12 protein-coding genes are annotated in these 13,329 nt (G+C 48.7%); 5 read left to right on the top strand and 7 right to left on the bottom strand.

All coding sequences use genetic code 11. The annotated features are described in order from the left end of the window. Nucleotides 1-216 precede the first annotated feature (216 nt). Nucleotides 217-1,770 carry an Rne/Rng family ribonuclease gene (locus B5X72_RS12100; RefSeq protein ID WP_079717160.1) on the top strand — a complete coding sequence of 518 codons (1,554 nt, stop codon included), beginning with the start codon at nt 217-219 and terminating at the stop codon, nt 1,768-1,770. A 24-nt stretch (nt 1,771-1,794) separates the two neighbouring features. Here the strand turns inward: B5X72_RS12100 and miaA are convergent, their stop codons facing one another. Together miaA and B5X72_RS12090 are read right to left on the bottom strand one after the other, a co-directional pair. Further along, the gene (miaA, locus tag B5X72_RS12095; RefSeq protein WP_139378671.1) at nt 1,795-2,700 is read right to left on the bottom strand and encodes a tRNA (adenosine(37)-N6)-dimethylallyltransferase MiaA; all 906 of its coding nucleotides are present in this window, start codon (nt 2,698-2,700) and stop codon (nt 1,795-1,797) included. 1 nt (nt 2,701) lies between these two features. Next, nucleotides 2,702-3,472, bottom strand: coding sequence for a hypothetical protein (locus B5X72_RS12090; RefSeq protein ID WP_139378670.1), 771 nt, complete (start codon nt 3,470-3,472; stop codon nt 2,702-2,704). A 120-nt stretch (nt 3,473-3,592) separates the two neighbouring features. Here B5X72_RS12090 and B5X72_RS12085 point away from each other — a divergent pair, with 120 nt between their 5' ends. Both B5X72_RS12085 and radA read left to right on the top strand, forming a co-directional pair. Beyond that, complete coding sequence (locus B5X72_RS12085) at nt 3,593-5,374, top strand: serine hydrolase domain-containing protein (protein WP_079717157.1); 1,782 nt, start codon at nt 3,593-3,595, stop codon at nt 5,372-5,374. A 37-nt stretch (nt 5,375-5,411) separates the two neighbouring features. Further along, entirely contained in the window at nt 5,412-6,794 is a 1,383-nt protein-coding gene (radA, locus tag B5X72_RS12080; protein ID WP_079717156.1) for a DNA repair protein RadA, read from the top strand. A gap of 2 nt (nt 6,795-6,796) precedes the next feature. Here radA and B5X72_RS12075 read toward each other — a convergent pair whose 3' ends face one another. The 5 genes from B5X72_RS12075 to B5X72_RS12055 all read right to left on the bottom strand — a co-directional run bounded on the left by B5X72_RS12075 (nt 6,797) and on the right by B5X72_RS12055 (nt 11,027). Continuing rightward, complete coding sequence (locus B5X72_RS12075; RefSeq protein WP_079717155.1) at nt 6,797-7,165, bottom strand: YccF domain-containing protein; 369 nt, start codon at nt 7,163-7,165, stop codon at nt 6,797-6,799. Continuing rightward, nucleotides 7,162-8,553 carry a histidine--tRNA ligase gene (hisS, locus tag B5X72_RS12070; protein ID WP_079717154.1) on the bottom strand — a complete coding sequence of 464 codons (1,392 nt, stop codon included), beginning with the start codon at nt 8,551-8,553 and terminating at the stop codon, nt 7,162-7,164. The genes B5X72_RS12075 and hisS overlap by 4 nt, the downstream gene beginning before the upstream one ends. 61 nt (nt 8,554-8,614) lie before the next feature. Beyond that, nucleotides 8,615-9,346 carry a ribonuclease III gene (gene rnc / locus B5X72_RS12065; RefSeq protein ID WP_079717153.1) on the bottom strand — a complete coding sequence of 244 codons (732 nt, stop codon included), beginning with the start codon at nt 9,344-9,346 and terminating at the stop codon, nt 8,615-8,617. Between the two features lie 65 nt (nt 9,347-9,411). Further along, nucleotides 9,412-10,665, bottom strand: a complete 1,254-nt coding sequence (fabF, locus tag B5X72_RS12060; RefSeq protein ID WP_079717152.1) for a beta-ketoacyl-ACP synthase II — start codon at nt 10,663-10,665, stop codon at nt 9,412-9,414. Between the two features lie 26 nt (nt 10,666-10,691). After that, nucleotides 10,692-11,027, bottom strand: coding sequence for an acyl carrier protein (locus B5X72_RS12055; protein ID WP_449406354.1), 336 nt, complete (start codon nt 11,025-11,027; stop codon nt 10,692-10,694). A 174-nt stretch (nt 11,028-11,201) separates the two neighbouring features. On the opposite strand from B5X72_RS12055, the gene B5X72_RS12050 reads away from it, so the two are divergent. Both B5X72_RS12050 and pyk read left to right on the top strand, forming a co-directional pair. After that, on the top strand, nt 11,202-11,624 hold the full coding sequence (locus B5X72_RS12050; protein ID WP_079717151.1) for an IPExxxVDY family protein: 423 nt from the start codon (nt 11,202-11,204) through the stop codon (nt 11,622-11,624). 108 nt (nt 11,625-11,732) lie between these two features. Next, entirely contained in the window at nt 11,733-13,163 is a 1,431-nt protein-coding gene (gene pyk, locus B5X72_RS12045) for a pyruvate kinase (protein ID WP_079717150.1), read from the top strand. Nucleotides 13,164-13,329 lie beyond the last annotated feature (166 nt).

Genomic DNA, 13,329 nt, shown 5'->3' with positions numbered 1-13,329 from the left:
ACTTTGCCTGACGCAGACCCACTTCCGGGCTGGGGTATATAAATGAGCGTGATTTCACACAATTGAACTCTGCCTCACATGAACTGCCGGAAGATGGGCGTGTTGATTAAACGTATTTTATTGTTTCATTCAAAGCAGGCATTCATTGCGCAATCGCAATATGGATAGCTGAATATGCTATTTCCAATATTGCCTGCTTTGCAAAAAAAATAGCTGTTGGTAAAGGAGTTAATCATCGATTCGGCTCCCGAAAAGGGGGTCACTATCGCTTTACTTCAGGACAAACAGCTTGTAGAGCTCAGCAAGGAACAGGCGAATAACAACTACGCGGTAGGTGATATTTATTTAGGCAGGATTAAAAAGATCATGCCTGGTCTTAATGCTGCATTCGTAGATGTCGGATACTCGAAAGACGCATTCCTTCATTACCTGGACTTGGGCCCACAAGTACAGTCGCTCATCAAGCTTACCAAATTAGTAAAGAACGGCAGTTACAAAGAGAAGCTGCTTGATAGTTTAAAACTGGAAAAAGACATCAACAAAGCCGGCAAGATATCTGAGGTATTGACCCGCAATATGTTGTTGCCCGTCCAGATAGCCAAAGAGCCCATTTCCACAAAAGGGCCACGGTTAAGTTCGGATTTATCCATCGCTGGGAGATATGTGGTATTAGTACCGTTTTCAAGTGCGGTATCCATTTCCAAGCGCATAAAGGGAAATACCGAACGCAATCGACTTAAAAAGATTGTAGAAAGCATCAAACCCGCCAATTTTGGCGTTATTATCCGTACCGTATCAGAAGGCAAGGGGGTAGCCGAGCTACAGAAAGACTTATTGGATCTCATTGCGAAGTGGGAGGTTTTGACCAGCCGCCTGCGCATGGCCGAACCTACACACAAGGTCCTCGGCGAGATGGATAGAACATCGACAATTCTTCGTGATATCCTCACAGATGAGTTTACGCACATTTATGTGAATGATCCTGTGATTTACGAGGAAACACGTTCGTATGTGCAGGAAATCTCTCCTGATTTGGAGAAGATCGTTAAACTGTACAAGCACCGGGAACCGATTTTTGAGCATTTCGGCGTGGAGCGGCAAATCAAGGCTGCATTCGGAAAGACGGTAAATCTCCATGGCGGCGCATACCTGGTCATCGAACACACTGAAGCATTGCATGTGATCGACGTAAATAGTGGCAACCGCACGGCCAATAAGGAAAACCAGGAAGAAAATGCATTGCAGGTCAATATGGAGGCCGCGAAGGAAATTGCGCGCCAGCTGCGTCTGCGGGATATGGGAGGCATTGTCGTCATCGACTTTATCGACATGCATAAGCCCGCCAACCGCAAGGAATTGCATGCTTACCTGAAGCAGTGCATGGCGGCCGACCGCGCGCGGCACACCATATTACCGCCAAGTAAATTCGGATTGGTACAGATCACCAGGCAACGCGTACGTCCCGAAATGTCCATTGTCACGAACGAAAAGTGCCCTGCATGCGATGGCACAGGGGAAATCCGATCGAGTATTGTACTGATGGACGATATCGAAAATAACCTCAGTTTCATTCTTCATGAACAGAACGAAAAGGATATCACGCTGTGTGTACACCCGTACATTTATGCGTACATTAAGTCTGGCTTGATTTCCCGCAGAATGAAATGGTACTTTAAATTCGGACGCTGGATCAAGGTAAAGCCCATTTCGTCTTATTACCTGACCGAGTTTCATTTTTTTAATGCCAAGGATGTCGAAATAAAACTTTGAAAAAGGGGGCCTCAGCCCCTTTTTTTATGCGGGCTTTCCGCGCAACATCGTCAAAACTTCGTCGGCCATCTCGTTGACGGTTCCTTGGTTCAGCCACTGGATGCGCAGTCCATCCTTTTCCATCTTGCGGAAATAAGTCATCTGCCGCTTAGCAAACCGGTGTATCTCCGTGTTCAGTCTTGAGAAAAACGTGCTTTCATCCATCTCGCCCGAAAGGTATTGGGTAGCGTATTTGTATTCCAACCCATAGTAGGTTAGCCGTTCCTTCGCAACGCCACTTTGCAATAACGCCTTCACTTCGTCCAACAGCCCCTTGTCAAGCCGTAGCCGAAGCCGGGCTGTAATACGTTGCCTGCGGGTTTCGACAGGCGGATTGATGCCGAAGATTGCTGCGTCCGGCGCTGGCCGGGGACGCGCCGGCAGCAAATGAGCCTGGCACCACTCGGCTATTTCAATAGCACGGATGAGCCGCTTTTTGGTGCTAGTGTCGGGCTTAAAGCCCGGCGGCATCGGCAGGTGCACTAATCTTGCTGTTAACGTTTCTATGGAATGTGGCTCCAGCGCATCGCGCAATGCTGCATTAACCGGAACACCGTCGTATTCAAATCCCTGGACGACTGATTGGATATATAAGCCCGTACCTCCACAAAGTATAGGCTGTTTGCCCCGCTCTTGGATAGCATCCAACGCCTCGTAAACATCTTCCCGATACCGGCTGACATGATACGTCTCTCCGGCGTCTACAACGTCTATTAAGTAATAAGGAATGTCGCCATAAATCTCAAGATCCTTGCCGGTGCCCAGATCCATCCCTCGATATACCTGCCTCGAATCTGCACTGATTATTGCGCCATTTATACGTTTGGCTACTTCGACAGCCAATTGGGTTTTACCGGATGCCGTCGGGCCGAGGATGACCACCAGTTTCACGTCACGCGTGTTTATATGCTTTCACCAACTTGATACTACCACTGTTATAAACAGGTACAAACCCCCGATTTCTGCGTTCTTCCGCGGGCTTCTGCTGAATTTCAACCGGTAGCGCCTGCTCGTAGTATCGCTGCATCGTCCGTGTATCTACCCAGAAGACTTGAGGAGACGTTTCCCCCGCGATCGCGAAGCCTGTCTTGCGATAGCTGCTGCCATCCGTCCAATCCTTGTCGGCATAGGTCATGATATCCCCCGGATCAAACGCCTGCTGAAAGGCGTCGATAAGCTTGCTGAACCCACCCACGACCTGCATTCCCTGTTTATGGCAAAACCGGAGCAGCTCATACGAGCGGTAATCCGCTGCCTTGTTGTCCATCTTCCTTCCTCCACTGAATACGGCCACAGCCACCAGCTCACCTTCCCGGAACAACCCGAAACGGTATTTACCCGGCAGCGCCACCTGGAGATGATGGTCTTCCTGAAAGGCCATAGCCATCTGTTTATCAATACGGGCAACCACCGTATCCCGAGCATGGATACGCTGGGCAAGGCCTGCCAGTGCAGCAATCCTGTTAAGCAGTAGATCCGGCTGTTTAATACCGCGGTCTTCGTCAATGTGAATGCAACGGGCCGTGCTGTCAACGGCAATACGTTCCCCGGCGCCGCATAAGTAATAAACAATATCCGGCATTCCGTCCGCATGCAGGAGACAGGCGCTTGGCGATAGTGCCTCAAGATTAAACTCCGCATGCAGCTTAGCTTGCAAAGCCATCAGAAACTTATAAAAAGAACTGTTGACATTAAACATTGGAAACAGGCAAATGAATTACAAATGTGGCAAATTTTTCAAGACCTACCTATTTTTTGTGCAAATTAGCGATATTCGTCTACGATGAAGAAACTTTATACGGTATATTTATTGGTGGCTTTCCTTGGCGTAGCGCACGAGGCATATACCCGGCAGCACGCGCCACGGGTAAATCACACCGTCCTATTGAATAACCAGACCAGGATTGTTCCGCTGCGCGATCTTCAACGCCGGAATATTGCTTATATCATGTATAACAATGAACCGGCGCTCTCCGTTTTCGGCGAGATCTTGAAGCGCTATGCTCCGGCAGATGCGCTCCCGATACCTGCTCAGGCCGATGCCTATCGTCAACTCGATGGAGCGCTCAAGTTTTACAACACCCTTGTTTTTGTGCTAAACACGGCCGACTTAGCGAACAAGCGCCTGTTGCAGCTCATCAATGCACAGGCTGTCGGCAAAGAAGTGATATTGGCCGTGTTCGGCGATGGCACCAAACTGGCCGAATTGGATTTCGTCCATTTCCCAATAGCGTGGAATCCCGAAATTACCGAAACGGCCGTCAAAAATTCGGCGATGTCCATTTTTGGGGGAACGGCCTGCACGGCACGCTTGCCACAGTCTTTTTCTGCAAGATACGCGTCTGGTGCTGGCTTTACCACCGAACAGACGCGCCTGGAATATGCCGGCGTTGATGCATTGGGCATTGACCATGCCCGCTTGGAAGCCAAAATCGACGCTATTTTGGCGGAGGCCATCCGCGAGCGGGCTACGCCAGGGGCTGTCGTCATGGCCATCAAAAGCGGCCAAGTGATTTTTGAAAAGGCGTATGGCTATCATACCTATGATCGGCAGCGGCGCACGGCGGTGTCTGACATCTTCGACTTGGCGTCCATCACCAAAATCGCTGCAACAACACCCGCCATTATGCGGCTCACCGAACGGGACATTATCAACCTGGACAGCACCATGGGATATTACTTGCTCCAAGCCCAGGGCACCAACAAGAAAGACACCAAACTGCGTGACATCATGCTCCATGAAGCCGGCTTCGTTCCCTTTATCGCTTTTTACCAGCACCTGAAATCCGGTGATCTCAGCACGGACTCATCAGCAGCCTATGCAGTGAAAGTGGCAGACAGCTGCTATATCCGTACGGGCTATTACGAAGACATCATGTGGCCTACCATGCTCCAGTCCAAGCTTAATGCTTCCGGATCGTATGTATATAGCGACGTCAGTATGTATGTTATGAAAGAGATCGCCGAGCACCAAACGGGTTTGCCCATACAGGATTATATCCAGCAAGAGTTTTACCGTCCATTGGGTATGCAAACCGCGGGTTATCTGCCCAGGCGGCGCTTTGACAAAAGCCACATCGTGCCAACTGAAAACGACAAAACGTTCAGAAAGACCTTACTGCAAGGGTATGTGCATGATCAGGGAGCGGCCATGGCCGGGGGTATCGCAGGCCACGCAGGATTGTTTGCCTCGGCAAACGACCTGGCTATCTATGGGCAATTATTGCTCAATCGGGGGACTTACGGCGGCGAGCGCTATTTCAAGGCCGAGACGATTGACCTATTTACTTCCAGGCAATCCGCCACCAGCAGGAGGGGCCTGGGGTTTGACCGCTGGGATCCCGATACCGCCAAGCACTACCCTTCGAACTTAGCCTCGGATGCCACCTTTGGGCACACCGGATATACGGGCACTTGCATCTGGATTGATCCGAAAGCGCAGCTGGTCTATATTTTTCTCTCCAACCGGGTGCATCCGACGGTCAGCAACAAGCTGATCAGCCTCAACATCAGAGGGCGGGTGCAGGACGCCTTATATGAAGCGATCAATGCCTCAAAATCTTGACACGCTAAACGAACGGCGATAACGACTCAGGAAAAACATGGCCAAAACAAAAACGACCTATTTCTGCCAGAACTGCGGATATGAATCTGCCAAGTGGCTCGGCAAATGCCCCTCATGCAACGAATGGAACACGTTCGTGGAGGAACTTGTGGAGCCCGCAAAGGCACGTGTACCGGACTGGCGGACAGCCTCAGGCCCAGCCGCCAAACGGACAAACAAGGCTTCGCGGATACAGGAAATCGCCCATCGGGAAGAAACGCGTTACGTCACACCGGATGACGAGCTGAACCGTGTACTGGGCGGGGGTATCGTCCCCGGTTCGCTGGTGCTCATCGGCGGCGAACCTGGCATCGGAAAGTCTACGCTGATGTTGCAGCTCGCACTCAGCATGCCCGGTGCGAAGGTCCTGTATATCTCCGGTGAGGAAAGCGAGCAACAACTCAAAATGCGCGCCGAACGGCTGATGCAATCGCCGAAAGCCGAATGCTTTATCCTCACCGAGACCTCCACGCAAAACATTTTTAAACAAATGGATGCCATCGCTCCTCAACTGGTAATCATTGATTCCATACAGACCTTGCATTCCGCCCAAATCGATTCGGCCCCGGGCAGTGTGTCGCAGGTACGCGAATGTACGGCCGAATTATTGCGGTTTGCCAAAGAAACCGCCATCCCCGTATTCATTGTGGGGCACATCACCAAAGACGGGGCCATCGCAGGCCCCAAGGTATTGGAACACATGGTCGACACCGTACTGCAATTCGAAGGAGACCGCCATCATGTATACCGTATCTTACGCGCCATTAAAAACCGCTTCGGTTCGGCCGCCGAACTGGGCATTTATGAGATGCAGGGGTCTGGCTTGCGCGAGGTAAGCAACCCCTCGGAGATTCTGCTCTCTCAGCGCGAAGACAATATGAGTGGCATCGCTATCGCCGTGTTATTGGAAGGCGTACGTCCCATGCTTATTGAAGTGCAGGCATTAGTAGGTACCTCCGCCTATGGCACTCCGCAACGTTCCTCCACCGGGTTTGACACGCGGCGGATGAATATGCTGCTTGCCGTACTGGAAAAACGATTCGGCTTTCGGCTGAGCGCTCAGGATGTATTTCTGAATATGGCCGGAGGCCTGCGTGTGGAAGACCCTGCTATTGACTTGGCCGTCATCACGGCGATAATTTCCTCACAGCAGGACATTCCCGTGCCCGCCACTACGGCCTTCGCCGGCGAAGTGGGACTTTCGGGGGAGATCCGGGCGGTCAACCGTATCGAACAACGCATCGCCGAAGCAGAGAAACTGGGCTTTGAAACGATTTATATTTCTAAATATAACGTCAAAGGCTTGAGCACGGCTAAATACCAGATAGCCATCAAACCGGTATCCCGGGTAGAGGAAGTCTTCCAGGCCGTGTTCGGTTAGTGTTAGTTGAGTGCCTTCCCGAAAGGAGTAAAGGCAAGTCCCATCAATTTAAAATGTTGGCGGCCAAAGGGGATACCGATGATGGTGATGCAGAGCAATAGGCCGAATACAAGGTGCGTGAGTGCGACCCATATTCCACCAAACACAATCCAAAGGATGTTCATCAGCGTGTAGAGGCACCCCGTGCTGGATGGGCGGTTGGTTACGACGGTACCAAAAGGGACCAGAGCAGCTACGGCCAACTTAAAAAGCTGGATGCCGAAGGGAATGCCCACGATAGTAAGACACAGCACCAGCCCGCCGACAAGGTACTCCAGAAAAATAAAAAAGCCGCCAAAAATAATCCAGATGAGATTGCCTAAAAAATTCATAGTGGTGAAGATAAAAAGGTAAACAATGCCTTCTCATCCAGTTTTCGCTGTTCACCCGTTTGCATATCTTTCAATGTCAAGAGTCCGCTTTGGATTTCCTCCTCCCCGATGAGGACAACATACGGTATCTTCTTGGCATCGGCATAAGCCAATTGTTTTTTAAGCTTTGCCGCGGCGGGATAAAGCTCAACGGCGATATCGGCATTACGTAGTTTTTGCAGCAAGGGCAACGCATATAGTTCTGCGAGCTTGTCGAAATTACTGATGAGTACTTTGGTAGACTGGGCAGTGCTTTCGGGGAATAATCCGAGTTCTTCCAACACATCGTATATCCGATCTGCGCCGAACGAAATGCCCACGCCGGTAAGCCCTTTGAGTCCGAACATTCCGGTAAGGTCATCGTATCGGCCGCCGCCGCCGATGCTTCCCATACGGACTTCATTGGTTGCCACTTCGAAAATACACCCCGTATAATAATTAAGTCCGCGCGCCAACGTGATGTCAACCGCCACAAAACGATTCAGCAGTGCCGTATCACCCGTCAGCTTTTCAACATAACCCAATACCGTTTCGAGCTCATCGATCCCCTGCAAGCCGATTGCTGACGACGCCAGCACTTGCTTCAGGTTTTCGATTTTTTCCATATTAGACCCTTGCAGTTGAATGATAGGCTGCAGCTTTTCCAAATCTTCCGGAGAAAAGCCGCGGTCAAGTAATTCCGTGACCACGCCATCCAGTCCAATTTTGTCAAGCTTATCAATGGCGACAGTCATGTCTACAATCAGCTCCGGCTTACCGAGCACTTCCGCGATACCGGTCAATATCTTGCGGTTGTTTAGCTTAATCGTAAAGTCGCTCAACCCCAAATTAGTAAGCGCCTCGTGATAAATAAGTACAAACTCCGCTTCATTAAGCAGGCTGTCCGAACCTACCACATCGACATCGCACTGGTAAAACTCCCGATAGCGCCCCCGTTGGGGCCTATCGGCACGCCATACCGGTTGTATCTGGAACCGTTTAAACGGTAAGGCAATCTCATGCTGACGCATCACGACATACCGAGCAAAAGGCACCGTTAGATCATAGCGCAGCGCCTTCTCGGCAATATGCGGAATCAGCGGTGCCGACGCCCTGCTTTCCAGCAGTTCGGCAGGGACCTTCGCCAGGTAATCCCCCGAATTGAGGATTTTAAAAATCAGCTTATCCCCTTCGTCGCCATATTTACCTGTAAGGGTTTGCAGGTTTTCAACGGAAGGGGTCTGTATTTCACGATATCCGTATTTGGCGAATACCTTTTTGACGGTATCAAAAATGTAATTACGTTTTTCCATTTCCACGGGCGAGAAGTCGCGCGTGCCTTTTGCCAAAGCGGGTTTGATTACTGCCATGGCGCAAAGGTAGGGATTGATTTAGGATTTTAGTTTTTAGATTTTAGATTTTTGCGGCATGCTAAAGGACATTCAGGGTCTCACAGGCCTTCTCAGCAGCAATTTTCTCTGCGCTTTTTTTGTTGTAATCGCGGCCGGTGCCGCATACCTCACCGTCGACCACAGCATCGATGGTGAAGATTTTGACGCTATCGCCTTCGGCGTTTTCGGTCTGCACAAAGCTCACTTCCTTGCCCGCCTGTTGGCACCATTCGATAAGCCGGCTCTTAAAATTCGTTTCGGTTTGTTCCAGTGTTTGGATATCCACATGAGGCTTGATGATCCGATTTATCAAAAAATTCTTGGTAAATACATATCCTTTATCGAGATAAATGGCGCCAATCAACGCTTCAAAAGCATCACCCAACAGCGATCCCTGTTTATTGGGATAGCTGATCATGCGCGTATCATATTGGATGAGTTCATTAAGGCCCAGCTTTTTTGACAATTGGTTAAGGTGTGCACGGCTTACGATTTTTGAGCGCATTTCGGTCAAAAAGCCTTCGCCTTTGTATGGATACTTTTTAAACAATAATTCCGCCACCACCGAACCCAGCACGGCATCTCCCAAAAACTCCAACCGCTCATTACTGTTTTTCACGCCATCTTTGACCGGTACAGCCACAGACTTGTGTCGGAAAGCCAAGTGATAAAGATGGAGATTGCCCGGCACAAAACCCAGCATATTCTTCAACGCCTTGACATACCGGCGATTAGACGAAAAATGCAGTTTGTAAATCTTTGAAAGAGGCATCTAATGACTAACTGAATACAAACATGCAAAGGGGCTAAACCCCTTTGCTGCAAATGCCTTCAAACCTATGCTTCAAACTTCTTAAATATAACGGTAGCGTTATGTCCACCAAAACCAAAGGTATTGCTCATGGCCGCGTTGACCTGCCGTTTTTCTGCCTTGTTAAAAGTGAAGTTCAGTTTCGGATCGAGGTTGGGATCATCCGTAAAATGATTGATAGTCGGAGGGACGATGTCATGCCGTACAGCCAGGATAGAGGCAATGGATTCAACGGCCCCCGCAGCCCCCAATAAGTGTCCTGTCATCGATTTTGTCGAGCTTATATTAAGTCCATAGGCGTGCTCGCCAAAGAGCTGAAGGATAGCCATGATTTCACTGGGATCCCCTACCGGAGTGGACGTACCATGTACATTGATATAATCGATATCTTTAATGGAGAGCTTTGCATCGGCCATGGCGTTGGCCATGGCAAGCCTGGCTCCGAGGCCATCAGGATGCGATGCCGTGATGTGATAGGCGTCTGCACTCATGCCTCCGCCGACGAGCTCCGCATAAATTTTCGCTCCGCGAGCTCTGGCATGTTCCAGACTTTCCAGCACAATGGCTCCGCCACCCTCACCGGCAACAAACCCATCCCTGTCTTTATCAAAAGGTCTTGACGCCGTCTTCGGATCGTCGTTGCGTGTAGACAAAGCGTGCATCGCATTAAACCCCCCAATGCCCGCTTCATTAATAATCGCCTCAGAACCGCCGCTGATAATGATATCGGCGCACCCTGTACGGATATAATTCAACGAATCGATCAATGCGTGGGTAGATGATGCACAAGCAGATACCGTAGAGAAATTGGGACCACGCAATCCATGCCGCATCGAGATGTGCCCTGGAGCGATGTCCAGAATCATCTTCGGAATAAAAAACGGATTGAATCGTGGGGTCCCATCACCTTTGGCGAAATTGCTTACTTCATCCATAAACGTCTTCAGACCGCCGATGCCAGACCCCCAAATCACGCCGATGCGATTGGTATCTAATTTATCGAACTCCAGCGAAGCGTCAGCAATCGCTTCATCGGTTACAGCCAATGCGTAATGTACAAATGGATCTACCTTCCGGGCTTCTTTGCGCTCCATGAAATCCTCAGCATTGAACCCCTTTACTTCACAAGCAAAACGGGTCTTGAACTTCGAAGCGTCAAACTTGGTGATAGGAGCAGCGCCGCTTACCCCTTTGATCAGGCTATCCCAAAATGCTGGGACAGTATTCCCAATAGGAGTAAGCGCACCTAACCCTGTTACTACTACTCTTTTAAGCTCCATTTATTACGATTAGCCTAATGAATTAGTTAGTTAACGTTTTTTTCTAAATAAGCGATTGCTTGTCCTACCGTACTGATGGTTTCAGCCTGGTCATCGGGAATAGCTACGTTGAATTCCTTTTCGAATTCCATGATCAACTCTACTGTGTCAAGTGAGTCAGCACCTAAATCATTGGTGAATGAAGCTTCCGGGGTCACTTCGTTTTCGTCTACACCCAGTTTTTCAACGATAATTGCTTTAACTCTTGATGCGATATCAGACATGATTTTATAGTTTAATTGTTTAATAAATCTGTGCAAAGAAAAATAAATTTCAGCAAATACTAAAACGTTTTTGATTTTTAGAACATTATTAAGGTTCATCCAGCATAACTAAATTATGGTTTTTATATCAATGATTTAGCCTATGGATTGCCAGTTATACGACGGTTTACTTTTGGTATATCGCTATATAGCATCTTACCTTCATTATCTTGTATATAATTGCTATACTAGTGTTTTTGTTTTTGTAAATTTGCGCTGAATATAGAAAAAACTTTGAATAAAGTCACACTAAAATACGAATTGGACCTCGATTTCGTCCTCATTGCCATTACTTCTTCACTTAGAGACTATCGCCTATGTTATTTCATCAACAAACTTACGGGGCTTAAATTGAGCAAGATAGACGACCACGAGGTTTGGATGCCGGCACCAATAGGCCTAACGCATTTCAGCCGGTATGCTGATTTTTCGGAAACATCGGACACCGAGTTTTACCTATTGGCCAACAGAGGGACAGCCGGGGGCTTCTTAATCCCTGAAATGCGTCATTCGGATTATTTTTTACTAATCAGGAACTTTATCGATGAGGAGGATTTGGCTGCCATCGAGAACCATATTACAACGATTCCGGAAGTGGTTGTCGCCAGTGAAATCTCCCCACAAAAATTGAAATCCAAAGAAAATCTAATATTTTAGCGCCATATTTGTCAAAGTGTATCAATTACACCATAACTAAACACAGGAATATCATTTTATAAATGCCTTATAGGAAGGGGCAATACAATAAACAAAACAACTCGATAAATGGAAAAGGTTCAAAAGCGAACTAAAATCGTAGCCACATTAGGGCCAGCATCGGCTAAAAAAGATGTATTAACAAGCATGATTGCCAAAGGTGTAGACGTTTGCCGGCTTAATTTTTCACACGGCAGCCAAGAAGATCACCTCAAAGTAATTCAAACCATACGGGAGATCAACCAAGAACACCAGACAAATATCAGCATCTTGGCAGACTTACAGGGTCCCAAAATCCGTATCGGGAAAATGAAGGAAGGCGGTGCGGTCTTGCTCAATGGCACACAGGTGGAAATCACTACCCAGGAGCTTATCGGTGATGAAAACCGTATTTATATTACATACGATAATTTTCCAAAAGACGTCAAAACAGATGAAATCATCTTGCTCGACGATGGGAAAATCCAGCTGCGCGTACTACGGTCAAACTTTGCTGACACCGTGTGGTGCGAGGTTGTCCATGGCGGTGTGCTCACTTCCCGCAAAGGGGTAAACCTGCCCAATACTAAGGTTTCCATTCCCAGCCTTACCGAAGAAGATTTAGACAACCTTAATTTCGTTCTCCAATATGATGTCGAGTGGATAGGGATGTCGTTCGTGCGGACAGCGGAAGACATCGTGAAACTCAAAGAAGTCATTGCGGCTCAAGGCAAATCCGCCCGTGTCATCGCAAAAATAGAGAAGCCTGAGGCGATAGATAATATTGACGCCATCATTGCTGCGACCGACGGCATCATGGTTGCCCGGGGAGACTTGGGCGTAGAAATGCCTATGGAGGATGTTCCCGTGCTTCAGAAAATGATCGTAAAGAAATGCCGCAATGCATCCAAGCCGGTCATCATTGCTACCCAGATGCTGGAAAGCATGATTACCACCCCTCGCCCTACGCGCGCGGAAGTGAATGACGTGGCCAATTCGGTGCTCGACGGAGCGGACGCAGTCATGCTGAGCGGTGAAACGTCTGTGGGAGAGTTCCCCGAAATTGTCATCGAAACCATGAGCAAAATCATTGTGCATGTCGAACGGACTTCTTACCCGTATTACAGCTCCAAGAAATCCGAGCACAGCACGGATTCCGTCATCCCGGATGCTATCTGCGGATCCTCTGTATACTTAGCCGAAAAGACCAATGCCTCGGCCATTGTCGCAATGACCTATTCCGGCTATACGGCTTTCGAAATATCGAGCTACCGCCCGAATGCAGACATTTACATCTTTACAGGCAATCCGGTATTGCTCAATACACTGAGCCTGCTATGGGGCGTAAAAACTTTCTATTACGACAAGTTTGAGAGCACCGACGGCAGTATCCACGACGTCAACTCGCTGCTGAAAGAAAAAAACCTTGTGCAGCCGGGACAAATCGTCATCAATACCGCATCGACACCATTGCATAAAAAAGGCAAAACCAACACCATCAAGGTTACGGAAGTAGAATAGCGGAATAACACAACCCCAATACCATTTAGCCACCTTGGCTTCGGCCTGGGTGGCTTCTTCTTGAACAGGTTTGCTCTTGCCTCCTTCAGTACCGGAAGATCGGCGTCAGGGACCGCAGCCGGTAAAAAACAAGGCTTTCTGTGATCAGGCGCAAACAAAATATTTT

The sequence above is a fragment of the Parapedobacter luteus genome, assembly GCF_900168055.1.
GTDB lineage: Bacteria > Bacteroidota > Bacteroidia > Sphingobacteriales > Sphingobacteriaceae > Parapedobacter > Parapedobacter luteus.
Note: the sequence above shows the minus strand (reverse complement) of the source record. Positions and strands in the feature narration are given on the sequence as shown.